The organism is Mycobacterium sp. ZZG (assembly GCF_054786995.1).
This window is the reverse complement of sequence record NZ_JBTBFV010000013.1, coordinates 1-23,448: the sequence shown is the minus strand read 5'-3', so window position 1 is coordinate 23,448 and position 23,448 is coordinate 1. Positions and strand designations below refer to the sequence as shown.

General features: G+C 67.1%; 22 protein-coding genes and 1 pseudogene. 17 read left to right on the top strand and 6 right to left on the bottom strand.

Annotated elements, in window-relative coordinates; all coding sequences use genetic code 11:
- Positions 1 to 2: 2 nt before the first annotated feature.
- Genes ACXMYJ_RS10250 through ACXMYJ_RS10185 form a run of 14 tightly spaced genes read left to right on the top strand, consistent with a single transcriptional unit; the run spans position 3 to position 14,017 of the window.
- A complete protein-coding gene (locus tag ACXMYJ_RS10250) occupies positions 3 to 845 on the top strand; it encodes a coniferyl-alcohol dehydrogenase (protein ID WP_443188522.1) in 843 nt (280 codons plus the stop codon).
- Positions 842 to 1,840: a cyclase family protein gene (locus ACXMYJ_RS10245; RefSeq protein ID WP_260754540.1), complete on the top strand. Its 999-nt coding sequence runs from the start codon at positions 842 to 844 to the stop codon at positions 1,838 to 1,840. The genes ACXMYJ_RS10250 and ACXMYJ_RS10245 overlap by 4 nt, the downstream gene beginning before the upstream one ends.
- Positions 1,841 to 1,848: 8 nt before the next feature.
- Positions 1,849 to 2,442, top strand: coding sequence for an NADPH-dependent FMN reductase (locus ACXMYJ_RS10240; RefSeq protein ID WP_260754538.1), 594 nt, complete (start codon positions 1,849 to 1,851; stop codon positions 2,440 to 2,442).
- A 4-nt stretch (positions 2,443 to 2,446) separates the two neighbouring features.
- Positions 2,447 to 3,271, top strand: a complete 825-nt coding sequence (locus ACXMYJ_RS10235) for an alpha/beta fold hydrolase (RefSeq protein ID WP_443188523.1) — start codon at positions 2,447 to 2,449, stop codon at positions 3,269 to 3,271.
- The gene (locus ACXMYJ_RS10230; RefSeq protein ID WP_260754536.1) at positions 3,268 to 4,098 is read left to right on the top strand and encodes an SDR family NAD(P)-dependent oxidoreductase; all 831 of its coding nucleotides are present in this window, start codon (positions 3,268 to 3,270) and stop codon (positions 4,096 to 4,098) included. The genes ACXMYJ_RS10235 and ACXMYJ_RS10230 overlap by 4 nt, the downstream gene beginning before the upstream one ends.
- Complete coding sequence (locus tag ACXMYJ_RS10225; RefSeq protein ID WP_396885548.1) at positions 4,098 to 4,805, top strand: TetR/AcrR family transcriptional regulator; 708 nt, start codon at positions 4,098 to 4,100, stop codon at positions 4,803 to 4,805. The genes ACXMYJ_RS10230 and ACXMYJ_RS10225 overlap by 1 nt, the downstream gene beginning before the upstream one ends.
- Before the next feature lies 1 nt (position 4,806).
- On the top strand, positions 4,807 to 5,001 hold the full coding sequence (locus ACXMYJ_RS10220; protein ID WP_260754534.1) for a ferredoxin: 195 nt from the start codon (positions 4,807 to 4,809) through the stop codon (positions 4,999 to 5,001).
- A gap of 1 nt (position 5,002) precedes the next feature.
- Positions 5,003 to 6,232 (top strand): cytochrome P450, encoded by a 1,230-nt coding sequence (locus tag ACXMYJ_RS10215; RefSeq protein WP_260754532.1) that lies wholly within the window; start codon positions 5,003 to 5,005, stop codon positions 6,230 to 6,232.
- 32 nt (positions 6,233 to 6,264) lie between these two features.
- On the top strand, positions 6,265 to 7,428 hold the full coding sequence (locus ACXMYJ_RS10210; protein WP_260754531.1) for an amidohydrolase family protein: 1,164 nt from the start codon (positions 6,265 to 6,267) through the stop codon (positions 7,426 to 7,428).
- A complete protein-coding gene (locus ACXMYJ_RS10205) occupies positions 7,425 to 8,693 on the top strand; it encodes a M24 family metallopeptidase (protein WP_443188524.1) in 1,269 nt (422 codons plus the stop codon). Before ACXMYJ_RS10210 ends, ACXMYJ_RS10205 begins: the two co-directional genes overlap by 4 nt.
- Positions 8,683 to 9,816: a M24 family metallopeptidase gene (locus ACXMYJ_RS10200; protein ID WP_460355877.1), complete on the top strand. Its 1,134-nt coding sequence runs from the start codon at positions 8,683 to 8,685 to the stop codon at positions 9,814 to 9,816. Before ACXMYJ_RS10205 ends, ACXMYJ_RS10200 begins: the two co-directional genes overlap by 11 nt.
- Complete coding sequence (locus ACXMYJ_RS10195) at positions 9,809 to 10,768, top strand: enoyl-CoA hydratase/isomerase family protein (RefSeq protein ID WP_460355874.1); 960 nt, start codon at positions 9,809 to 9,811, stop codon at positions 10,766 to 10,768. Before ACXMYJ_RS10200 ends, ACXMYJ_RS10195 begins: the two co-directional genes overlap by 8 nt.
- A gap of 7 nt (positions 10,769 to 10,775) precedes the next feature.
- A complete protein-coding gene (locus ACXMYJ_RS10190; protein ID WP_460355871.1) occupies positions 10,776 to 13,199 on the top strand; it encodes a CaiB/BaiF CoA transferase family protein in 2,424 nt (807 codons plus the stop codon).
- An 11-nt stretch (positions 13,200 to 13,210) separates the two neighbouring features.
- Positions 13,211 to 14,017: an SDR family NAD(P)-dependent oxidoreductase gene (locus ACXMYJ_RS10185; protein WP_460355869.1), complete on the top strand. Its 807-nt coding sequence runs from the start codon at positions 13,211 to 13,213 to the stop codon at positions 14,015 to 14,017.
- Positions 14,018 to 14,032: 15 nt separating this feature from the next.
- Here the strand turns inward: ACXMYJ_RS10185 and ACXMYJ_RS10180 are convergent, their stop codons facing one another.
- Entirely contained in the window at positions 14,033 to 15,094 is a 1,062-nt protein-coding gene (locus ACXMYJ_RS10180) for an NAD-dependent epimerase/dehydratase family protein (RefSeq protein WP_460355866.1), read from the bottom strand.
- A 23-nt stretch (positions 15,095 to 15,117) separates the two neighbouring features.
- On the opposite strand from ACXMYJ_RS10180, the gene ACXMYJ_RS10175 reads away from it, so the two are divergent.
- Together ACXMYJ_RS10175 and fadD12 are read left to right on the top strand one after the other, a co-directional pair.
- On the top strand, positions 15,118 to 15,954 hold the full coding sequence (locus tag ACXMYJ_RS10175) for a lysophospholipid acyltransferase family protein (protein ID WP_443188528.1): 837 nt from the start codon (positions 15,118 to 15,120) through the stop codon (positions 15,952 to 15,954).
- Positions 15,955 to 15,956: 2 nt separating this feature from the next.
- A complete protein-coding gene (gene fadD12 / locus ACXMYJ_RS10170; protein ID WP_460355863.1) occupies positions 15,957 to 17,609 on the top strand; it encodes an acyl-CoA ligase FadD12 in 1,653 nt (550 codons plus the stop codon).
- Position 17,610: 1 nt separating this feature from the next.
- Here fadD12 and ACXMYJ_RS10165 read toward each other — a convergent pair whose 3' ends face one another.
- From ACXMYJ_RS10165 to ACXMYJ_RS10150, 4 genes are all read right to left on the bottom strand, one after another.
- Positions 17,611 to 19,047, bottom strand: coding sequence for a WS/DGAT/MGAT family O-acyltransferase (locus ACXMYJ_RS10165; protein ID WP_460355861.1), 1,437 nt, complete (start codon positions 19,045 to 19,047; stop codon positions 17,611 to 17,613).
- Between the two features lie 133 nt (positions 19,048 to 19,180).
- Positions 19,181 to 20,017, bottom strand: a complete 837-nt coding sequence (locus ACXMYJ_RS10160) for a mycofactocin-coupled SDR family oxidoreductase (protein ID WP_443188531.1) — start codon at positions 20,015 to 20,017, stop codon at positions 19,181 to 19,183.
- Positions 20,018 to 20,054: 37 nt separating this feature from the next.
- A complete protein-coding gene (locus tag ACXMYJ_RS10155) occupies positions 20,055 to 21,266 on the bottom strand; it encodes a cytochrome P450 (RefSeq protein WP_260754519.1) in 1,212 nt (403 codons plus the stop codon).
- A 237-nt stretch (positions 21,267 to 21,503) separates the two neighbouring features.
- Positions 21,504 to 22,223 carry a TetR/AcrR family transcriptional regulator gene (locus ACXMYJ_RS10150; RefSeq protein ID WP_260754518.1) on the bottom strand — a complete coding sequence of 240 codons (720 nt, stop codon included), beginning with the start codon at positions 22,221 to 22,223 and terminating at the stop codon, positions 21,504 to 21,506.
- Positions 22,224 to 22,371: 148 nt separating this feature from the next.
- Between ACXMYJ_RS10150 and ACXMYJ_RS10145 the strand changes: the two genes are divergently transcribed.
- Positions 22,372 to 23,154 (top strand): enoyl-CoA hydratase, encoded by a 783-nt coding sequence (locus ACXMYJ_RS10145; RefSeq protein WP_443188533.1) that lies wholly within the window; start codon positions 22,372 to 22,374, stop codon positions 23,152 to 23,154.
- A gap of 79 nt (positions 23,155 to 23,233) precedes the next feature.
- Here the strand turns inward: ACXMYJ_RS10145 and ACXMYJ_RS10140 are convergent.
- Positions 23,234 to 23,448 (bottom strand): annotated as a pseudogene (locus tag ACXMYJ_RS10140) (IS630 family transposase); the annotation flags it as partial.

Sequence of the window (23,448 nt, the reverse complement as noted above, 5' to 3'; positions counted from 1 at the left end):
TCGTGACCCCGCTTGACGAGCTGGTGCGCTTCGACGGCAGGCACGCGGTAGTAACCGGATGCGCCTCCGGGATCGGAGCACAGGTGGCGCATCAGCTCGCTTCGCTCGGCGCGCGGGTCACCGGCCTGGACCTGCGTGCGCCGGAAAACCGGTCTGCCCTGGGGGACTTCATCCCGGTCGATCTGGCCGACCCGGACTCCGTCGACGCCGCCACGGCGGCGGTGGGTGACGGCGTCGACGCGGTGTTCAACGTCGCCGGGGTGTCGTCGGGGATCGGGGATCCGCTGCTGGTGATGCGGATCAACTTTCTCGGTATGCGCCAGTTCACCGAAGCGCTGGTGGATCGGATGCCGGCCGGGGCGTCGATCACCAACGTGTCCTCGCTGGCCGCTTCTGGCTACCTCGACCACGCCGCCACCACCGCGGGTCTTCTCGCCACCACATCGGTGGAAGACGGCCTGCGGTGGTGCGCCGAGCATCCCGACGCGCTCGCCGACGGCGGGTACCGCCAATCCAAGGAGGCGATCATCCTCTACGGGATGCAGCGGGCCGTCGATCTCGGCGTCCGCGGCATCAGGATCAACTGCACCGCACCGGGGGTCACCGAAACCCCGATACTGGATCAATTGCGATCGGCCTACGGTCAGCAATACCTCGATTCGTTCACCGCCCCGCTGGGGCGGGTGTCGACGCCCGAGGAGCAGGCGGCGACACTGGTGTTCCTCGGCAGCCGGGCCGCCGGTTACCTCACCGGACAGGTGGTGTGGACCGACGGCGGCATCCTCGCCCAGCGCATCACCGCCCAGATGACCGATCCGCAGTCCGCACAAGGGAGTTCCCGATGACCGGCACCATGAGCGACTTCCGCAGGATGGCCGACGAGGTCCGCAACTGGGGACGGTGGGGCGACGACGACGAACTCGGTACCCTCAACTTCATCACTGCCGAGAAGGTCGCCGAAGCCGCAGGCCTGGTCACGCAGGGCAAGGTGATCTCCCTCGGTGGCGACTTCAGCTCCGGGGGACCTCAGGGCGCGTTCAAGTTCCGACAGAACCCCGTTCACGTGATGACCGTCGACGGGGGTGACGCCTCCACGCTCGTCGAGTACGGGCCGCAATGGCTGCGCAACGCGGTGGCCGCCGACATGAGCGCGTTCTTCGCCGACAACCCGTTCCGGTTCAACGACGACATCATCGTGATGCCGCTGCAGGCCGCCACGCAGTGGGACGCGATGTCACACGTGTACTACGAGGACAAGCTCTACAACGGATTTCCGGCTGACTCGGTGACCAGCTTCGGCGCCTTCCACCTCGGGATCGAGAAAGTCGACAGGAAGGGCATCGCCTCCCGCGGGGTACTCCTCGACGTCGTCGCGCATCGCGGCGCGGACACGTTCTGCGAGCCAGGGACCCCGATTACCCCCGACGAACTCGACGAGATCGTCGCCCGCCAGCAGGTCGAGATCCGCTCTGGCGACATCGTGGTGGTGCACACCGGGTGGTGGACGCGCTTCCTCCAGACCGGGGATGGTGGGGAAGCCGGCTCGGGACTGCACTGGACCTGCGCGGCCTGGCTGCACGAACGCGAGGTGGCAGCTGTGGCCGCCGACAATTTGATGGTCGAGGACCCCGACCCCGCCAACGGCGTGACGGGAACGTTCCTGCCGATGCACATGCTGTGCCTGCGCGACATGGGCCTCATGCTCGGCGAGTACTGGGACCTCGGTCCGATCGCCGCCGACTGCGCCGCCGACGGCAGCTACGAATTCCAGCTCGTCGCACCGCCACTGAAGGTGGTCGGCGCCGTCGGGGCACCTGTCAGTCCGATCGCGATCAAGTGAGTGGGGAAGTGACCAGTATCAATCAACCGTTCATCGTGGGTCTCGGCGGCACACTGCGGGCCAACTCGTCGACCGAACGGGCTCTGCGCTACTGCCTGACGTCGGTGGAGCAGCAGGGTGGACGCACCCGGCTGTTCAGTGCGGAGGACCTCGACCTGCCGATGTACGCTCCGCACGAGCTGGAGCGCACACCCAAAGCCCTCGAACTGGTCAAGACCCTTCGGGACGCCGACGCCGTAGTGGTGGGCTCGCCCGGATACCACGGGGCGATCTCCGGGCTGGTCAAGAACGCTCTCGACTACATCGAGGATCTGCGGGAGGACCCCCGCGTCTACCTCGACAACACCCCGTGGGGCTGCATCAGTTGCGCCTACGGGTGGCAGGCCGCGGTGGGCACGCTCACCCAGCTGCGCAGCATCGGGCACGCGCTGCGGGCATGGCCGACCCCGCTGGGTGTGGCGATCAACTCCGCCGACCCGATCTGGGATCCGTCGGGCGAGCTCGCCGACACCGAGCAGGGCAGGGCCGTGGCCAATCAGCTCGAGCTGCTGGCGAGCCAGGTGCTGGCGTTCGCGCAGACCAGCCGGACATTGGTCACCTAGCACCATGGCGTTCCGATCGAAGACTGTTCTCATCGACGGCCTGCGCACAAGTTACCTCGAAGCGGGACAAGGGGATCCGGTCGTCCTGCTGCACGGCGGGGAATTCGGCGCCTGCGCGGCCGTCGGCTGGGAGCACACCATCGACGCGCTGGCCGGGCGGTACCGGGTGCTGGCCCCGGACATGCTCGGCTTCGGAGACTCCGCCAAGGTCGTCGACTTCACCGACGGCCGGGGCATGCGCATCCGGCACATCGCGCGCTTCTGCGACGTGATGGGTGTGCAGGCCGCCCACTTCGTCGGCAATTCGATGGGCGCGATCAACCTGCTCGTCGACGCCACCTCGGACGCACCGGTGCTGCCGGCGCGCAGTCTGGTCGCGATCTGCGGTGGTGGCGAGATCCAGCGCAACGAGCACGTCAGCGCGCTCTACGACTACGACGCCTCCGTCGAGGGCATGCGCCGCATCGTGACCGCGTTGTTCGCCGATCCTGCCTACCCCGCCGACGAGGCATACGTGCGGCGCCGCTACGAATCGAGCATCGCCCCCGGCGCGTGGGAGTCATTGGCCGCGGCGCGGTTCCGCCGCCCGGGCCTGGAACCTCCGCCGGCCCCGAGCAGTGCGCGCGCCTACGGCCGCATCGCCGTACCGGCCCTGGTGATCGAAGGGGGCGACGACAAACTGCTGCCCCGGGGTTGGGCGGCCGAGATCGCCGGGCAGATTACCGAGGGGCGCTCGGCCGTCGTCGACGGCGCCGGACACTGCCCGCAGATCGAGCGGCCCGCCGCTGTCAACCAGCTGTTGCTGGACTTCTTGGAGGAGCACAGATGAACGAACTCGTGGGCAAGGTCGCCGTGGTCACCGGCGGCGCATCGGGGATCGGCCGGGGCATCGCCGAACGGTTCGCCGCCGAAGGGGCCGGCGTGGTGATCGCCGACGTCCGCGACGATCTCGGGGAACAGCTTGCCGCCGAGCTGAATTCACGCGGTGCCAAGACCGTGTACCGGCATACCGATGTCGGCGATCAGACCCAGGTCGGCGAGCTCGTGGCAGCGGCGGTCGAGACCTTCGGCGGGCTGAACGTGATGGTGAACAACGCGGGAATCTCCAGTCCGCTGCGCAAAGGCCTGTTCCACGAGGACTTCGAGGAGTTCGACCGGGTCATGCGGGTGAACCTGCTCGGCGTCATGGCCGGCACCCGGGACGCCGCGCGGCACATGGCCGACCGAGGCGGCGGATCCATCGTCAACCTCGGCTCGATCGGCGGTATCCAGGCCGGTGGCGGCGTCTCGACCTACCGCGCCTCCAAGGCGGCGATCATCCACTTCACCAAATGCGCCGCGATCGAGCTCGCGCATTACGAGGTGCGGGTGAACTGCCTGGCGCCCGGCAACATACCGACGCCGATTCTCGCCTCGTCGGCCACTGACGAGGACCGGGAACGGCTGGAACGCTTCGAGGCCAGAATCCGGCAGCAGATGCGAGACGACCGCCCGCTCAAGCGGGAGGGCAGCGCCGAGGACGTCGCCGAGGCCGCACTGTACCTGGCCACGGACCGGTCTCGGTACGTCACCGGCACCGTGTTGCCGGTCGACGGCGGCACCGTCGCGGGCAAGGTGATCGTCCGCAAGCCGGCAACCGGGCAGACCGCAGGGTGATTGCTTTAAATCAGTCGCTTGACTTAGCAGGTGTGACCGGGTTCACTGAGAGCGTGACGACTGCGAGGACCGTGCGGGCCGACCGTGCAAGCAGCACCCAAGAGGCGATCCTGAAGGCGGCCGAGCGGCTCTACGCCGAACACGGGGTGTTCGCGGTGTCCAACCGGCAGGTCAGCGAAGCCGCCGGCCAGGGCAACAACGCCGCAGTCGGCTACCACTTCGGCACCAAGGCGGACCTGGTGCGTGCCATCGAGCACAAGCACCGGGGCCCGATCGAGGAGCTGCGTGAGCGCCGGGTCGCCGAGATCGGGGATTCGACCGACATGCGCGACTGGGTGGCCGCGCTTGTCTGCCCGTTGACGGATCACCTTGCCGAACTGGGCAATCCGACCTGGTACGCCCGGTTCGCCGCGCAGGTGATGACCGACCCGGCATACCACAACATGATCGTCAAGGACGCGCTGTCGTCACCGTCGCTGGTCCGGGTACTCGACGGGATCAACGGCTGTCTGCCCGATCTGCCCGTCGACGTCCGAGTGGAACGAAACATCATGGGCCGCAACCTATTGATGCACAGCTGTGCCGACCGTGAGCGGCTCCTCGCGCAGGGGTCGCCCGTCGCGCGGCCCACCTGGCAGGCCGCGGCCACCGGGCTGATCGACGCGATCATCGGGCTGTGGCACGCCCCGGTCACGGAGCTGTCTTGACATGAGGGTCACGGTCGACCAGGACAGGTGCGTCTCGTCGGGCCAGTGTGTGCTCAATGCCGGTGTCGTGTTCGACCAACGCGACGACGACGGCGTGGTCGAACTGCTGATCCCCGAGCCCGGACCCGAGCACGCCGAGGAGACCCGAAAGGCCGCGGCCGCATGCCCCGCCCTGGCCATCCACATCGAGGAGTGAAATGACAGAGACGCTTGCGCAGGAAGCGGTGGCGGTGCCGGAGTATCCGATGGAGCGCGCCGCGGGCTGCCCGTTCGCGCCGCCGCCGCAGATGCTCGAGATGAACAAGGCCAAACCGCTGTCCCGCGTGCGGATCTGGAACGGCGCCACGCCGTGGCTGATCACCGGCCATGAGGTGGCGCGCACGCTGTTCGCCGACTCCAGGGTCAGCGTGGACGACAGGCGGGAGGGCTTCCCGCACTGGAACGAGCACATGTTGTCCACGGTGTACAAGCGGCCGCGCTCGGTGTTCACCTCGGATGCCGAGGAGCACACCCGGTTCCGCCGGATGCTGTCCAAGCCGTTCACTTTCCGGCGGGTCGAGGCGCTGCGCCCGGTGATTCAGGACGTCACCAACGAATGCATCGACGAGATCCTGGCCGGCCCGCAGCCGGCCGACATGGTCGCCAAGCTCGCGCTCCCGGTGCCCACCCGGGTCATCAGCGACATGCTCGGCGTGCCCTACGAGGACCACGAGTTCTTTCAGGAGCACGCCAATGCCGGGCTCGCCCGCTACGCGGCCGCGGACGCCATGCAGAAGGGTGCGATGAGCCTGCACCAGTACCTGATCAACCTCGTTGAGGAGAAGCAGGCCAACCCCGCCGAGGACGCGGTCTCCGACCTCGCCGAGCGCGTCACCGCCGGCGAGATCAGCGTCAAGGAGGCCGCGCAACTGGGCACCGGTCTGCTCATCGCCGGCCACGAGACCACCGCCAATATGATCGGGATCGGGATCTGCGCGCTGTTGGAGAACCCGAAACAAGCTGCGCTTCTTCGTGATTCCGACGACCCGAAATTCATCGCCAACGCCGTCGAAGAGCTGATGCGCTACCTGTCGATCATTCAGAACGGCCAACGCCGGGTGGCCACGGAAGACATCGAGATCGCCGGGGAGACCATCCGGGCGGGGGAGGGCATCATCCTGGATCTGGCGCCGGCCAACTGGGACGAGCGGGCCTACCCCGAGCCGGACACGCTCGACCTGACCCGCGATGCGAACCAGCAACTCGGCTTCGGCTACGGCCGGCACCAGTGCGTAGGACAGCAGCTGGCCCGCGCCGAGCTACAGATCGTGTTCCACACGCTGCTGCGCCGGATCCCGACGATGAAGCTGGCGATCCCGTTGGAGGAGGTGCCGTTCAAGCATGACCGGCTCGCCTACGGCGTCTACGAACTACCGGTCACCTGGTAAAGCCCTCTAGCACAGCCCGATTGGAGATCCCAATGTCCGCCCCGACCCTCTATCCCCCCGAAGGATTCGGCGCTCCCAAGCACCGGCACGGCCACTCGACCGGCACGGTCGTCGGGCTGCCTGAAGGCACCGAGATCTTCTCCGCCGACAATCACATCTCGGTGGCCGACGACATCTTCTACGAGCGCTTCCCGGAGGAGCTCAAGGGCGCCGCGCCGCGGATCTGGTACGAGGACGGCGCCTACATGGTCGGGATGAAGGGCAAGGCCTGGACCGGCGGCGACTTCGGCCGAGTGCTCATGCAGTACGACGATCTCGCCGGCGCCGCGTCGAACAACATCGAGGCGCGCATCCGGGAACTCAAGGAAGACGGCATCGACAAGGAACTGGCGTTCCCGAACGCGGTGCTGGCGCTGTTCCACTACCCGGACAAGGGTCTGCGCGAGCGGGTGTTCCGGATCTACAACGAACACATCGCCGATCTGCAGGAGCGCTCCGACGGGCACTTTTACGGTGTCGGCCTGATCAACTGGTGGGACCCCAAAGGCACCCGCAGCACCCTCGAGGAGCTGAAGGCGCTGGGACTGCGGACGTTCCTGCTGCCGCTGAATCCCGGTAAGGATGACGACGGCAACATCTACGACTACGGCAGCACCGACATGGACGCCGTGTGGGACGAGATCGAGGCAGCCGGGCTGCCGGTCAGCCACCACATCGGCGAGACGCCGCCGAAGACGCCGTGCCAGAACAACAGTGTGGTGGTCGGCATGATGGTCAACGTCGACTCGTTCCGTGAGCAGTTCGCCAAGTACGTGTTCTCCGGAATTCTGGACCGGCACCCGAGCCTGAAGATCGGCTGGTTCGAGGGCGGCATCGCGTGGGTGCCGACCGCACTGCAGGACGCCGAGCACATGTTCGCGTCCTACCGGCACATGTTCAACCACGAACTGCAGCACGACGTGCACCACTACTGGGCCAACCACATGAGCGCGTCGTTCATGGTCGACCCACTGGGGCTGGCGCTGATCGACCGCATCGGTGTCGACAACGCGATGTGGTCGAGCGACTACCCGCACAACGAGAGCACGTTCGGCTACTCGGAGAAGTCGTTGGCTACCGTCGTCGAGGCGGTGGGTCCGGAGGCAGCGGTCAAGATCGTGTCCACGAACGTGCAGAAGTTCCTGGGGTTGTCGTGACGACGTCCACCCACTCCGGCGTCACCCAGATCGCCCGGACCGGGTACACGTGGCTGGACATCCCCACCGAACCCGATTTCACGCGGATGCGTAGCGAGGTCGGTGCGCGGCTGCACGCCTCGATGGCCGAGCAGAACGTGGACGCTCTGGTGCTGCTCGGCAACGGGAACGTCATGTACGCCACCGGTATCAGCTGGCCCCTGGCCGATGCGGGACTGTCGCATGTCGAACGGCCGGTGGCGGTGGTCCTAGCCGATGACGAGTACCCGCATCTGTTCCTGCCCTTCCGCGAGGGCGCAGCCATGGAGTCGGGTCTGCCCGACGACCACCTGCACGGGCCCGTCTACCTCGAGTTCGACGAAGGGGTCGGCGAATTCGCGAAGATCCTGGCCCGGCTGATCCCGGCCGGTGCCGCCGTCGCGACCGACGAGCTGACCGGGGCGATGCGGCGGGCGGGCACAGCGCTGTTCCCGAGCGCACCCGTCGACGCCGCGCCGGTGATCGGGGCGGCGAAGATCGTCAAGACCATCGACCAGATCGCGTGCATCCGGCGCGCTTGCCAGATCACCGAACAGGCCGTCGCCGAGATACAGAAGTCGCTGGCACCCGGTGCGCGCCAGATCGACCTGTCGGCCGAATTCGTGCGCCGCACTTTCGAACTCGGCGCCACCACCAACATGTTCGACTCGATCTGGCAGGCGATGCCGACGTGCAAGGCCGAGAGCACCTGGACCACCACCGGTGATCTCGCCCTGCCTCTGCTGACGACCGAGCGTGAGCTCCAGCAGGGCGACGTGCTGTGGACCGACGTGTCGATCGCCTACCACGGCTACTGCTCCGACCACGGTCGCACCTGGATCGTCGGTCAGGATCCGACGCCGATTCAGCAGAAGCAGTTCGACAAGTGGAGCGAGATCGTCGACGCAGTGTTGGCGGTGACCAAGGCTGGGGCGACCTGCGGTGACCTCGGGCGCGCGGCGACCGCGGCCGCCGGCGGGCAGAAGCCGTGGCTGCCCCACTTCTACCTGGGGCACGGCATCGGCACCAGCGCGGCCGAAATGCCGATGATCGGCACGGATCTCGGTCAGGAATGGGATGACAACTTCATCTTCCCGGACGGAATGCTGTTGGTGTTCGAGCCGGTGGTCTGGGAGGACGGCACCGGCGGCTATCGCGGTGAGGAGATCGTGGTGGTCACCGAGGGTGGCTGGATGCCGCTGACCGCGTATCCCTACGACCCGTACGAGGTGTCCCGTGGGAATTGAGATCGAGGCCGACGGCCGCGCATTGCGATACAGCCGCCGGGAGCGTGCCCTCGCACAGATGGAGGCCCACGACCTCGACATGCTGGTGCTGGGCCGGCAGGCCAACGTCCGCTACATCTCCGGAGCCCCGCAGCTGTGGGTGGTGGGCACCCGCCCGTTCGGGCCGATCTGCGAGTTCGTACGAGCCACCGGTGAGATCCACCTCAACAGCACCTGGGACGAGGGCATCCCCGAGGAGATCCCCCACGAGAACCTGTACGGCTTCGCCTGGAACCCGATGACCTTGGTCGGGATACTGAAGAACATCAAGGGCGCCGACACCGTGCGACGGGTTGGAACCGATGCTCTGACACCGACGTTCGCCAAGCTGCTGCCGATGGCGTTCCCCAACGCGGAGCTGGTCGACGCCGAGCAGGCCATGCAGGCGGCCCGTCGGATCAAAACGCCCGAGGAAGTGCACGCGTTGCGTCGAGCCCTGGTAATCGCCGAGAAAGGGCTGGCCGCGGGCGTCGCCGCACTTGGGCCGGGCGTCACCGAGGGCGCACTCGCCGGCGCCGTGCTGGAGGCCGAGGCCGCCGGTGGGGTGAGCACCCCGGCGACCCAGGACGCCGCCTGGGTGACATCGAAGGAGCATCCGTGGCGGCGAGCCGACGGTGACGGCGTGGTACGGGACGGCGACCTGGTGGCGTTGTCCGCGGGGGTGTTGGCCGACGGGTATGTCGCCGAGGTGGCCCGCACGATGTATGTCGGTGAGCCGACCGATGCCGTGCGCGCGCTGTACCGGCGCCGGGACGATCTGTGGGACAAGCTGATCGGGGTATGTCGGCCCGGCATGAGCACGAGCGGCTTGCTGGATGCCTACCAGCAGGCCGGTGAGCGGCTGCCGGCGATGCCGGTGGCACACGGCCTCGGACTGGGTTTCGACCCGCCGGTGGTGTCACCGACGCTGCGGGCGACCGCGGATGCCGACATTCTGGAGGAGGGTATGGTGCTCGCGCTCACCGCGTACGTGTGGGAACACGGGGTGGGCGCGGTGTTCACCCGCGACGCGGTGCTGATCAGCGCCGGTGGCACCGAAGTACTTTCGACCGCACCGGCTTACGGTGAGGCCGTCCATGGGTGAGCGGCCGTCGCCCGAGGAGATCATCCTCTACGAGAAGGACCCGAAGACCAAGATCGCGACGATCACGTTCAACCGTCCGGAGTTCCTCAACGCTCCGACGTCACTGGCCCGGTTGCGGTATGCCGATGTGCTGCGGGCGGCCAACGCCGACAACGACGTGAAGGTGGTGGTCATCCGCGGCGTGGGGGACAACCTCGGCAGCGGCGCCGACCTTCCCGAGTTCATGGAGGGTAACGACAATCCGGCGGCGCGGCTGGCGGAACTGCGGCTTGAGGATGACGGTGTGGGCGAGGTGACCTATCCCCCGAAGGGCACGTTCCGCAACGGGGCGACCATCAGTGCCTGGTACGCCAACTCGCAAGCGGGGAACCGTGCGCTGCAGGACTTCAAGAAGATCAGCATCGTCGAGGCCAAGGGCTATTGTTACGGCTGGCACTTCTACCAGTGCGCCGACGCTGATCTGGTGATCTCGTCCGACGACGCTTTGTTCGGGCACCCGTCGTTCCGTTATCACGGCTGGGGTCCGCGGATGTGGACCTGGGTGCAGATGATGGGGTTGCGCAAGTTTCAGGAGATGGTGTTCACCGGCCGGCCCTTCACCGCCGCCGAGATGTACGACTGCAACTTCTTGAACAAGGTGGTCGCCCGCGACCAGCTGGAGACCGAGACACAGAAGTACGCCCTGGCGTGTGCGCGGAACCGTCCGGTGGACACCGTGTTCCAGCAGAAGATGTTCTTCGAGATCTTCAAGCAGCAGCAGGGCGAGTACATGGGCAGCCTGCTCAGCGCGTTCTTCGAGTCGATGGGCAACGGCGTCGCCAACGACAGCGACGACGATCTCGACATGTTCGAGTCGGTCGATTCCGGCTTGTCGGCCGCGGTCAACGACAACGACAGCAAGTTCCCGCCGGAATTCCGGTTGAGCAAACGCAACCGGGCCAAGAAGGACTAGGCACGCAGTGTCCGACTCGGGGCCCGAACCTCCGCTCTCCGGCTACATCGTCGTCGACCTGTCCAGTGGGATCGCCGGTGCGTACTGCACGAAGCTGCTCGCCGACGGCGGCGCCGAGGTCGTCAAAGTGGAGCCGCCGCAGGGTGATCCGCTGCGCTACTGGTCGGCGTCCGGCGCCGAGATCCTCGAGGGCACCGACGGGGCCCTGTTCTCGTTCCTGGCGTGCTCGAAGCGCTCGGTCGTCGCAGAACCGGGCGGGGACAGCGACTTCGTCGACGCGCTGCTGGCGGGCGCGGACGCCGTCATCTGGTCGCCGGGCCCCGGGGTTGCGGCGGAGGCCGACTTCGCCCCGGACGTGATCCGGGACCGTCATCCGCATGCGACCGTCACTGCGATCACCCCGTTCGGGCTGCGGGGGCCGTGGAGTGGGCGGCCGGCCACCGAGTTCACGCTGCAGGCGTGGTCCGGAGGCATCGTCGGCCTGGGCCGGGGCACTCCGGACCGGGCGCCGGTATACGTCGGCGGTCAAGTGGGCGAGTACCTGGCCGGTGCGTATGCCAGTGCGGCCACCCTGGCGTCGCGCATGCGCGGCGGCGGAGAGCTGGTCGACCTGTCCATGCTGGAGACCTCGATCCTCGGGCTCACCTACTACCCGGTGAGCTACCACGAGATGCTGGGCCGGCCGTGGCGGGATGCGCGGCGACTGACGGTGCCGGGCATCGCCCGCGCCAAGGACGGCCTGGTCGACATCGGCTGCGGCACGGCCCAGCAGTGGTTCGACCTGTGCGCGATGACCGGGCACGTCGAGTGGATCGACGAGGACTCCCCGTTGTCGATCACCCAGCAGGCCAACGAGAAGGCCGAGGAGCTCTACGCGTGGGTCGCCGATCAGACCGTCGACGAGATCCGGGATCTGGCCACGGCGTTCCGCATCCCGAACGCGCCGGTCGCCAACGGCGCCAACGTCGAATCGCTGGACCACTTCGTCGAACGAGGCTCGTTCGTCGTCAATCCGCGTGACGGTTTCACCCAGCCCGCGCCCCCGTACCGCATGACCCCGCCGATGCTGCGGCACCCGGAACCGGGCCCGCGCCTGGGCGAGCACACCGAGCACTACCGCTCGCGAGACCGCCACCACGGTAGTGCGCGAGCGGCCGGCGCTACCGTGGTGGCGGTTTCGCGAGGAGAGGGGCGGCCGTTCGAGGGTGTGCGGGTCGTCGACATGACGACCTTCTGGGCCGGGCCGAGCTGCACCCATATGCTGGCGATGCTGGGCGCCGACGTGATCCACGTCGAGTCCACGCGGCACCCCGACGGGACCCGTCTGATCGCGGGAATCCCGGTCACCGAACACCAGTGGTGGGAGCGGTCGCCGATCTTCTCAGGGCTGAACACCAACAAGCGGGGCATCACGCTGAACCTGCAGAGCGACGCCGGTAGAGATCTGCTCAAGAAGTTGGCCGCGACCGCTGACATCGTCGTCGAGAACTTCACCCCGCGCGTACTGGAGAGCATGGGGCTCACTTACGACGCGGTCAGGGAGGTCAAGCCCGATGTGATCATGGTCCGCATGCCCGGGTTCGGACTGGACGGGCCGTGGCGGGACAACCCGGCGTTCGCGTACGTCATCGAGGCGGCGGCCGGTATCAGCTGGCTTACCGGCTATCCGGACCTCAACCCCTTCGAGCCGTATTCGGTGGGCGATCCGAACGCCGGTGTGCATGCGCTGAACGCGATCCTGCTGGCGCTCGAGCATCGCCGCCGCACCGGCGAGGGGTCGATGGTCGAGGCCGCGATGGTCGACGCGGCGCTCAACGTGGCCGCCGAGCAGGTGATCGAGTTCTCCGCATACGGCGCGCTGCTGCAACGGGCCGGCAACCGCGGACCGACCGCGGCGCCGCAGAACCTGTACCTGACCAACGAGGTCGACGAGTTCGGCCGCCGGGACAGCTGGGTCGCGATCGCCGTCGCCACCGACGCCCAATGGTCCGGGCTGTGCGACGCGCTGGGAAGCCCGGCCTGGGCGGACACCCGGGAGCTGGCCGGTGCCGCGGGACGGCACGCCCGTCACGATCTGATCGACCGGCACCTGTCTGCGTGGTGTGTCGAGCGCGGCGGTGACGAGATCGTCGCCGCGCTGTGGGATCACGGAGTGCCCGTGGCCAAAGTGCTTCAGCCGCACCGCCAGAACCAGATCCCGCAGCTGACCGCCCGCGGCTTCTTCGAGCAGGTCGAACATCCCGTCAACCCGCCGACCCCGCACAGCACGTTGCCGTTCCGCAGCTCGCGCGGCCCGGACCGGGTGCACACCACACCGGCGCCGCTGCTCGGTGAGCACAACCATCATGTGCTGCGAGAGCTCGGGCTCACCGAGGACGAGATCGCCGCGCTGGAAGCCGACGGGATCATCGGCACCGCGCCGGCACGCTAGTCTCATCGCTCATGGCCATCGCTCCGTCGGACATCCTGCTCACAGGCAGGGTCGCGGTCGTCACCGGTGGCGGCGCCGGGATCGGAAAGGGAATCGCGCAGGGACTGGCTGCTTTCGGCGCCTCGGTGGCGATCTGGGAACGCGATCCCGACACCTGTGCCGCGGCGGCGGCATCCATCGGGGCGCTGGGGCTGCCCACCGACGTCCGGGACGGCGGGGCCGTCGATGCGGCGCTGGAACGCACCGAGCGTGAACTGGGCACGGTGTCGATCCTGGTCAACAACGCGGGCGGGACGTTCAACTCCCCGCTGCTGGAGACCTCGGAGAACGGGTGGGACGCGTTGTACCGCAGCAACCTTCGTCACGTGCTGCTGTGCACGCAACGGGTCGCGCGCGGACTGGTCGCTGCCGGACAGCCGGGAAGCGTCATCAACATCACCTCGATCGAGGGCAGTCGGGCCGCGCCCGGCTACGCCGCGTATGCGGCGGCCAAGGCGGGGGTTGTCAACTACACCAAGACCGCGTCCTTCGAGTTGGCGCCGCACCGTATCCGCGTCAACGCGCTGGCCCCGGATCTCACGGTTACCGAGGGCCTCCAGAACCTCGCATTCGGAGATCTGTCCGAGTCGCTGGCCGCGATGGTGCCGATGCGGCGTGCCGGTAATGTCGACGAAATAGCCTCGGCGGCAGTGTTTCTCGCCTCGAATATGGCTGCCTACATCACCGGCCAGACCATCCATGTGGACGGCGGTACGCAGGCGGCGGGCGGCTGGTACTTCGGTCCGGGCACTGACGCGCCGACGCTCGGACCGGCCTAAGCCGGACCGGGCCGACTACGAATCAGGCGACGGGTCACCGATCTTGCGCTTGATCGCGCCCCAGGGGTCGGCGTACTGACCGGGTTGCCTCCAGTAGGCCGAGCGCCGCTTGAGGATCGCCCTGATGAGCGGCGCCGCGACCCGCAGCGCATACCGTGACGCGCCGGCGCGCCGGTGCGCCTCGTCGAGCATGTCCTGCCAGGAATGGTGCTGGAACTGCAGCGCCTCCTGGGCGCGGGTGGTGTCCATCCAGTCGGTGACGAACCAGTCCTCGTCACTGTTGGGGTTCCCCTTACGTCCCGGCACCAGCCCGCCCTTGAGGCCGCGCGACTCGGCAAGGGCGCGACCCACCTCGCCCTGCAGCACGCGGTGTGAGTCGTCCCCGGCGATCAGCAGGATCTCGCGTGCCACCTCGGCCGTCGTCGCGGCGGCGAAAGCCCATGCCACATCCCGGACATCGACGCTGTGCAACCGGCCGTCAGCAGGCAGCACGCTCTCGAAATACAGTGCATCGGCACTGAACGGAATCGCCTTGGGGTCGACGCTGAGCACACCGCCGAGGCGCAACACCACCCACTCCAGTGACGAGGAGCGCACGATCGTCTCCGCTTCGGCCTTGTGCGCGCTGTACAGGTCGGAGTGCTTCATCGGCGTATCCGCGGTGACGGGACCCTCCGACATGAATGGGTTGCGCGCGCCGTAGACGGCATTGCTGGACGCCTGTACGAAACGCGGGGGAGTGGGTTGGGCCTCAGCGACGCGCACCAGTGTGGCCGTCGCGTCCACGTTCACGCGGCGCGCCAGCGCCCGATTCTTGTAGATCCCCGGCGGGATGATGGCCGCGAGGTGGATGATCACCTCGGGCGCGACCTCGGCGACCAGTCGGGCGGTCTGGTCGGCATCGGTCAGGTCGGTCCACCGAACCGACACCCCGGCGGGAAGGTGTTCGGCGGCGGCGCGGTTGGCCGGGGTGCCGAGGTCGGCGACGACGACGCGGCGGCCCAGCTCCACCAGACGCTGCACCGTTGCGGACCCGACGAGGCCGAAGCCGCCGGTGACGAGGACGGCACCCGACATAAAATAGCCTCCTAGCTGCGGATATGACATTCTCGTTATCGGAGAGTATCATATTCGCCACCATGTCCGACGCGCGCGCCGAGACGGCCAAGTGGGACCCCGGATTCACCCGGCAAATCGCCAATTGGGTGGGGCCGGTGATCAGGCGTTACTTCCGCGCGGAGGTCCACGGCATCGGATCGGTGCCCTCCGAGGGCGGCGCGCTGGTGGTGTCGAACCACTCCGGCGGCATGCTGACACCGGACGTGATGGTCTTCGCGCCCGCGTTCTACGAACACTTCGGCTTCGATCGACCGTTGTACACGCTTGCCCATTACGGCGTGTTCATGGGCCCGCTCGGCGACCTGCTGCGCAAGGCGGGGGTTATCGAAGCCAGCCGTGAGAACGCGGCGGCCGCGTTGCGTTCCGGCGCGGTGGTTCTGGTGTTCCCCGGCGGTGACTACGACTCGTACCGGCCGACCATGACGGCGAACGTGGTCGATTTCGCCGGCCGCACCGGATACGTGCGCACCGCGCTGGAAGCCGGTGTGCCGATCGTTCCCGTGGTGTCGATCGGGGCCCAGGAGACGCAGATGTTCCTCGCCCGGGGCGATTCGATCGCCCGCCGGATCGGCCTGACCCGCGCCCGGATGGAGATCCTGCCCGTGAGTGTGGGGTTCCCGTTCGGGCTGTCGGTGATCTTCCCGCCCAACCTGCCGCTGCCGTCGAAGATCGTGACCCGGGTGCTCGACCCCGTCGACATCACCGCCGAGTTCGGAGACGATCCCGACATCGACGAGGTTGACCGGCACATCCGGTCGGTGATGCAGGCTGCACTCGATGAACTCGCCCGCAAACGCCGCTTCCCGGTGCTGGGGTGACGATGGCCGATCAGCTGGGCCTCCTTGCCACACTCTGGCGCGCACGGCTCATCGCGCTGATGCGCCCCGACCGGTATCTGCGGATGGGTCTGGCGATGCGCCGCGCGGGGCTGACCGCGACGGTTGGGTTCGCCGCGGCCGCGCAGCGGTGCCCGGACCGCCCCGGAATCATCGACGAACTCGGCACATTGACGTGGAAGGAGCTCGACGACCGCTGCGACGCGCTCGGTGTCGCACTGCAACAGCATGCGCCGCGGACCGTCGCGGTGATGTGCCGCAACCACCGCGGTTTCGTCGAGGCGCTTGTCGGGGCGAACCGCATCGGCGCGGACGTGCTGCTGCTGAACACGTCTTTCGCCGGCCCGGCGATGGCCGAGGTCATCGACCGGGAGGGCGCCGACGTCGTCATCTACGACCAGGAGTTCACCGAGACGGTGGACCGTGCGCTGCGAAACCGGCCGCAGGCGCAGCGGATCCTGGGCTGGGTCGACGACGGATCAGGGGCGAGCGTAGCGACGGGAAATAGATCAGGGGCGAGCGTAGCGACGGGAGATGGGTCACGTCCCTTCACGCTGCAAGCCCTGATCGACGCGCACCTGGGCCTGCGCCCGAAACCGGCCGAGCGTAAGAGCGACGTCATTCTGCTGACCTCCGGCACGACCGGGACCCCCAAGGGCACCAAGCGTTCTGCCGGCAGTGGGGGCGCCGGTGACCTCAAGGCCGTACTAGACCGGACCCCGTGGCGCGCCGAGGAACCGATCGTGGTCGCCGCGCCGATGTTCCACGCCTGGGGGTTCTCGCAACTGCTGTTCGCCGCGCTGCTTGCCTGCCCCATCGTCACCCGCCGCAAGTTCGATCCCGAGGCGACGCTGGAGTTGATCGACCGCCACCGCGCCACCGGTCTGGCGGTGGTCCCGGTGATGTTCGATCGGATCATGGAACTCCCCGATGACGTGCGAAATCGCTATAGCGGCAGGACGTTACGGTTCGCCACCGCTTCTGGTTCACGGATGCGCCCCGACGTCGTGACCGCCTTCATGGACCAGTTCGGTGACGTCATCTACAACAACTACAACGCCACCGAAGCCGGCATGATCGCCACCGCGACGCCCGCCGACCTGCGTGCCGCGCCGGACACCGCGGGCCGGCCGGCCGACGGCACGCAGCTCCGGATCCTCGGCGCAGACCACCGCGAGGTGCCGACGGGGGAGGTCGGGCAGATCTTCGTCCGCAGCTCCACATTGTTCGACGGTTACACCTCCGGCGCCAACAAGGACTTCCACGACGGCTTCATGGCTTCGGGAGACTTGGGTTACCTGGACGAGGCGGGCCGGCTGTTCGTGGTCGGACGGGACGACGAGATGATCGTCTCCGGCGGCGAGAACGTCTATCCCATCGAGGTCGAGAAGACACTCGTCGCCCACCCCGCGGTGGCTGAGGCAGCCGTCCTCGGCGTCGACGACGAGCAGTACGGGCAGCGGCTGTCCGCGTTCGTCGTCCCGGCCCCGGGCTGCAGCGTCACCGTCGACGAACTCAAGCAACACGTCCGCGAGAACCTGGCGAATTACAAAGTGCCCCGCGACATCACCATCATGGAGGAGCTGCCGCGCGGCAGCACCGGCAAGATTCTGCGCAACGAACTCCGCGGGAGCTGAGTCAGCCTTCGGCGGTCGCCGGCGCCATGGCGGAATCGACCGTGCCCGCCGAGGGCAGACCGCAGGCCCGGCGCAATTCGTCGAAGGCGTGCACGACAGCGTCCGTGGCCTCGTGCGGGTCGTCGAACGTGCGGTCGTCGGACAGCACCGCGATGTCGAGTTGGTCGACGTAGCTCCACACGGTCATGTTGAACGCCGAGCCGGCGGAAAGCACGCCGACCGAATAGATCTCGCTCACCGGCGCTCCGCCGATGTGTCCGCGCCGCCTCGGGCCGGGCACGTTGGACACCGCGACGTTCATCAGCCGGTTGTGGTCGGCGCGCTTGGCCTGCGCCCGGAACAACGCGGGCGCCAAAGGCGGCGGCAGGTATTCGAGCATTCTGCCCTGCAGCGTGGGACCGAGAAGGTCGTGGGTCTCCTTGGCGCGCGCGGTGGCCAGCGACGTCAAGCGCACCCGCTCCAGCGGGTCGTCGATGTGCACGGGCATCGACACCATCATCCCGCCGATCTCGTTGCCGGTGATCCTTTCGGTGGACTTGTCGGTGGCCACCGGCACCGTCGCCATGATCGGGCGGTCGGCGCGACCGTCGTAGCGCAGCAGCAGCTCGCGTAGACCGCCGGCCGCTACCGCGAGCACCACGTCGTTGAAGGTGACACCGAGGTGTTTCGTGGTCTCCTTCACCTCGGCCAGGGAGAGCGTCGCGGTCGCGAAGGTCCGTACCGGGGACACGATGTGGTTGAGGAAGGTCGGCGGAGCGTTGAACGGCTTGGCGAGGTCGGGCACGGCCCGACGCTGCCTGCTGCGGCGGCGCAGCCGCCTGACCCCCCGCGCGGCGTCGGCCACCAGTCCGGGAAGCCCAGCGATGTTCCGGACGTGGTCGAGCTGTGCCGCGCGCAGCAGCTCCCGCGCGGAGGGCTGCTCGCATGACGCGGGCGGTTCGTCCCGCTCGTCCTGCACGTCGTCGGCCAGATCCATCAGCCGGGCAAGCAGATTCGCCGATGCGACACCGTCCGCGAGGGTGTGGTGCACCTTGCCGATGAGTGCGAAGCGGTCGTCGGCCATGCCTTCGGCGAAGTGGAACTCCCACAGCGGCTTACTGCGGTCCAGCGGTGTGCTGGCGATCTCTCCGATGACACGGTCGAGTTCGCGCCGCCGGCCCGGCGCGGCCACCTGCACGCGGCGCAGGTGATAGTCCAGGTCGACCGGACAGTCCTCCAGCCACATCGGGTGGTGCAGCCGCCACGGGATGTCGACCAACCGGTACCGCAGCGGGTCGAGAAGGTGCAGCCGCCGGGCGACGGTGCGCCGGAACGCGTCGAAACCGTAGTCACCGTCGTAGCCCGACGCGTCGATCACAGCCACCTTGAGGGTGTGGGTGTGCAGGTTGGGGGTCTCGCTGTACAACAGCATGGCGTCCATGCCGTTGAGCCGCCTCATGGACGGATATGCAACCACTCGCGCCTCATGATCACGGTGGTTTCGCCGAATGCGTCAGCCGCAGACGTATGCGCGGTACCGCAGCCACTTGTCCTGCTCGGACGGCAGTTCGGGGCTCGGTCACTGGCGTCGGTTACTTCAGGCAGCTGCCGCCGTCGACCGGCAGTGTGACACCGGTGATGAAACGCGCCTCGTCGGACGCCAGGAAAAGAACCGCGTTGGCGATGTCTTCGGGCTCCACCCACCCGATGGGCAGGGTGTGCATCAACTGGCCCACGACCTTCATGTCGTCAGGGCCCGGGTTCTCCAGATCGGGGCGGAACAGCTTCATCGTCGGCTCATTCATGAACAGCGGGGTGTTCACGTTGGTCGGGTGCACGGAGTTGACGCGGATGTTCTGAGCGCCGAGTTCGACGGCGAAGGTGCGCATCAGGCCGACCACGCCGTGTTTGGCGGCGACGTAGTGGCCGGTGTGCGGATAGGCCTTCAGACCGCCGACCGAGCTGGTCAGGATGATGGAGCCGCCGCGGCCACCTTCGAGGATGTGGGGGACGCCGGCCTTGACGGTCTTCCAGACGCCGGACAGGTTGACGCCGATCATGTCGTCCCAGTCGGGCTCACCGGTGTCGTGCAGCAACTGCCCGCCGTTGCCGATGCCGGCGTTGGCGACGATGATGTCGAGCCTGCCGAACTCCTCCACGCCGGCGTCCACGGCGGCCTTCAACGCGTCGAAGTCACGCACGTCGACCTCGGCGGTGTGGATGCGGCCCCCGGCGTTCTTGACCAGATCGGCGGTCTGCGCGAGGTCCTCCGGCGAGGACAGCGGGATCAGCACGCTGTCGATCTGCTTGCAGATGTCGACGGCGATGATGTCGGCGCCCTCTTCGGCCAGCCGGACGGCATGCGCGCGTCCCTGCCCGCGCGCCGCACCGGTGACGAAAGCGACCTTGCCTTCTACACGTCCTGCCATGTCGTTCAATCCTTTTGTGGTGGTGGGTTGTTCGGAATCAAGAGACGAAGGTGGGCATGGATTCCCAGCCGCGGACCGCCGTGGTCTGTGACGGACGGGCGTTTGGCCAGTCAACCTCCCAGGACGGGAACCGCTTGAGGATCTCCTCCAGGGCGATGCGGCCCTCCAGCCGGGCGAGGGCGTTGCCCATGCAGAAATGTGTTCCGGCGCCGAAGGTCAGGTGCGAGCGTAGTTCTCGATGGATGTCGAAGACATCGCCGTCGGGCGCGAAGCGGCGGTGGTCACGGTTGGCCGCCCCGACCAGCAGCAGAATGGCGCTGCCGGCAGGCACCTTCTGGCCGTAGTACTCGGTGTCGCGCGCCACGTAGCGGGCCACCTGCAAGGCCGGCGGTTCCCAGCGCAGGATCTCTTCGACCGCTGCGGGGATCAGTTCCGGGTTCTCGACGAGCTCGCGACGCTGATCGGGATAGTCGGCCAATGTCTTTCCGGCCCAGCCGATCAGTCGGGTGGTGGTCTCGGCCCCCGCGGTGGCGACGACGGTCAGATACATCAGCAGTTCGTCGCGGGTCAACCGGCGCACGGTGCCGGTCTCGTCGGCGAACTCGACGTTGAGTAGGTCGGTCATGATGTCGTCAGACGGATGTTTGGTCCGGTAGTCGATGAACTCCGCGAAGACTTCGCCGGTGGCCAGCAGGTCAACCTGCTCGCTCTGCAAAGTGGCCTCACCGTGATCGGTGACCCGGCGCTGATCTTCCTCGGGAATCCCGAGCAGCATGCCGATCACGCGCATGGGCATCTGCTCGCCGAGATCGTTGACGAAATCGAAGCGGCCGGTGTCGACCAGCGGATCGAGACAGCGGGCGGTGAACTCGCGAATCTGCGGTTCCAACGCGTGCACCTTGCGCGGGGTGAACATCCGTGACAGCAGGTTGCGGTGGATGTTGTGGATCGGCGGATCCTCGAAAATCAATGTGCCCGGCGGGATCTCCATGCCCGACTTGATGATCTCCAGCAGCGCGCCCCGTCCGGAGATGAACGTTTCGTGATCGATGATCGCCTTGTTGACGTCGTCGAACCGGCTCAACGCGTAGAAGTCGTGTTTCTCGTTGTAATACAGCGGCGCTTCTTCCCGGATGCGGGCGAATACCGGGTATGGGTTCATGTTGAGGTCGACGCTGTAGGGGTCGTAGTACAACTGCGCTGCGGTATCGGCGTCCTGCACGTCGGAGTTGTCGGCGCTGATCGTCACGGTGTCCCTCTCGCTGGATCAGTCTCAGTAAGACATCGGGCTGCAATTTGTCTCACAACTTTGTCATTGCCGGTACGCGAGTGTCAATGGCAGACTCGCCCCACGCAATTACTCCTCTCCGTTGAGAAGAACTGTCCTCTCATGGAATGAGCAGCGTCAAGATCGGGTCGCCGAGGAAAACGTGCTTGCGCGAAAAAGTGAGCCGGCCTCTAGGCCGGCAAGAGGGTGACTCTCGTCTCAGACGGCGGCGAAGCCGTGGGCGCAGAAGTCCCACACCTCGTCCGCGGTAATGGGGTGCGCGGCGTTTTCATCGACGTCTCCGCTGGACTGCGCCACGAACATCACGGTCTGCATCGTCATCGCGGCCATTCGCTTCGGGTTGATGCCCTCGCGGAGCTGTCCGGCCGCGCCGGCTTCCTCCATCAGCTCGGTGAGCAACGCCAGCAGCGGGGCGTGGGCCACCTTGACCTCAGAGGGATGTGACACCAGCAACCGCGGTGCGAAATCGGTGAACAGCGGACGCTTGGCAGCCGGGTCCGGCCGGGACGATTCGAACAACAGCTGGATGGCGACCTTCAGTCGTTCGAGCGGGTCCTCGTGGCCGGCGGTGGCGGCGCGGATCTGGTCGGCAGAGCGACTGAGGGCGTCCTCAAAGAGCGCCAGAAGAAGTTCGTGTTTGCCGTCGAACTGCAGGTAGAAGCTGCGCAGTGACTGGCGGGAGCGGTCGACGACCTCCTGGACCGTGAAGTCGGTGCTGCCCTTCTCGATGATGATCGCCTGGGCAGCGTCGAGAAACCGCTGCACGCGTTGAGCCGCACGCAGTTTGGCTGTCTTGATCGAACGCTCGACCGCACGCTGCTTCCAAGCAGGTTCTTCGCTGGGGCTGGTCACCGCAGGCTCAGACGCAGACCGATTGGGGAGAACATGAACTGACTGTACCGGAGAACGCCTTGCCATAGCGGTCCTCGACCCTCCCTCGGCGGACGTGTCCGAGATTGTAACTTCCTCACCATGAGAATAGTATTCTCATTTTGGTGATAACAGAAGGCCCAGATGCGCACCGGGCCGGCCGACTTCTTTCCGCTCCCGAACCCCGAGGAGTCCCGTGTACATCGACTACGACGTCAGCGACCGGATCGCCACGATCACACTGAACCGGCCGGAGGCCGCCAACGCGCAGAACCCGGAACTGCTCGACGAACTCGACGCGGCGTGGACGCGGGCGGCCCAGGACAGCGACGTGTCGGTGATCGTGCTCCGGGCCAACGGCAAGCATTTCTCGGCGGGGCACGATCTGCGCGGTGGCGGTCCCGTGCCGGACAAGATCACGCTGGAATTCATCATCCAGCACGAGGCCAGGCGCTACCTCGAGTACACGCTGCGCTGGCGGAATGTGCCTAAACCGTCCATCGCGGCCGTCCAGGGCCGCTGCATCTCCGGCGGCCTGCTGTTGTGCTGGCCGTGTGACCTGATCATCGCCGCCGATGACGCTCAGTTCTCCGACCCGGTGGTGCTGATGGGTATCGGTGGCGTCGAATATCACGGGCACACCTGGGAACTCGGGCCCCGCAAGGCCAAGGAGATCCTGTTCACCGGCCGGGCGATGTCAGCCGACGAGGTGGCGGCCACGGGCATGGTCAACCGCGTGGTGCCCCGGGATCAGCTCGATACCGAGACCCGAACTCTCGCCGAGCAGATCGCCACAATGCCGCCGTTCGCGCTGCGTCAGGCCAAGCGGGCGGTGAACCAGACGCTGGACGTGCAGGGGTTCTACGCGGCGATCCAGTCGGTGTTCGACGTCCACCAGACCGGCCACGGCAACGCGCTCAGCGTCGGGGGATGGCCGGTGCTGGTGAACCTCGACGAGATGAAGGCCAACATCACGTAGTGGCAGCGCCCGCGGCCCCGTCTGCGAGCAATGCGTGTCTGTAGCCGTTCGTGCTGGAAACACACACGGCACAGGAAATCTAGTGTCCTGAGTCATTAATTCGGTTGCAGTAGTTGGCGATGCTTGCCAGGATCTGGTCGGCGGTCTTAGTCCAGACGTAAGGCTTGGGGTTGTCGTTCCAGGTGTCGATCCAGGCACGGATATCGGCGTTGAGTTGCCGCACCGAGGTGTGAGTGGAGCGGCGCAGTTTCTTGGTGGTCAGCTCGGCAAACCAGCGCTCGACGAGATTGAGCC

Bases quoted from the DNA above. Each gene is read 5' to 3' on its own strand.
- ACXMYJ_RS10245 (WP_260754540.1), top strand. From the start codon at position 842: ATGACCGGCACCATGAGCGACTTCCGCAGGATGGCCGACGAGGTCCGC.
- ACXMYJ_RS10235 (WP_443188523.1), top strand. From the start codon at position 2,447: ATGGCGTTCCGATCGAAGACTGTTCTCATCGACGGCCTGCGCACAAGT.
- ACXMYJ_RS10230 (WP_260754536.1), top strand. From the start codon at position 3,268: ATGAACGAACTCGTGGGCAAGGTCGCCGTGGTCACCGGCGGCGCATCG.
- ACXMYJ_RS10220 (WP_260754534.1), top strand. From the start codon at position 4,807: ATGAGGGTCACGGTCGACCAGGACAGGTGCGTCTCGTCGGGCCAGTGT.
- ACXMYJ_RS10215 (WP_260754532.1), top strand. From the start codon at position 5,003: ATGACAGAGACGCTTGCGCAGGAAGCGGTGGCGGTGCCGGAGTATCCG.
- ACXMYJ_RS10210 (WP_260754531.1), top strand. From the start codon at position 6,265: ATGTCCGCCCCGACCCTCTATCCCCCCGAAGGATTCGGCGCTCCCAAG.
- ACXMYJ_RS10195 (WP_460355874.1), top strand. From the start codon at position 9,809: ATGGGTGAGCGGCCGTCGCCCGAGGAGATCATCCTCTACGAGAAGGAC.
- ACXMYJ_RS10185 (WP_460355869.1), top strand. From the start codon at position 13,211: ATGGCCATCGCTCCGTCGGACATCCTGCTCACAGGCAGGGTCGCGGTC.
- ACXMYJ_RS10180 (WP_460355866.1), bottom strand. From the start codon at position 15,094: ATGTCGGGTGCCGTCCTCGTCACCGGCGGCTTCGGCCTCGTCGGGTCC.
- ACXMYJ_RS10175 (WP_443188528.1), top strand. From the start codon at position 15,118: ATGACATTCTCGTTATCGGAGAGTATCATATTCGCCACCATGTCCGAC.
- fadD12 (WP_460355863.1), top strand. From the start codon at position 15,957: ATGGCCGATCAGCTGGGCCTCCTTGCCACACTCTGGCGCGCACGGCTC.
- ACXMYJ_RS10165 (WP_460355861.1), bottom strand. From the start codon at position 19,047: ATGAGGCGGCTCAACGGCATGGACGCCATGCTGTTGTACAGCGAGACC.
- ACXMYJ_RS10160 (WP_443188531.1), bottom strand. From the start codon at position 20,017: ATGGCAGGACGTGTAGAAGGCAAGGTCGCTTTCGTCACCGGTGCGGCG.
- ACXMYJ_RS10150 (WP_260754518.1), bottom strand. From the start codon at position 22,223: ATGGCAAGGCGTTCTCCGGTACAGTCAGTTCATGTTCTCCCCAATCGG.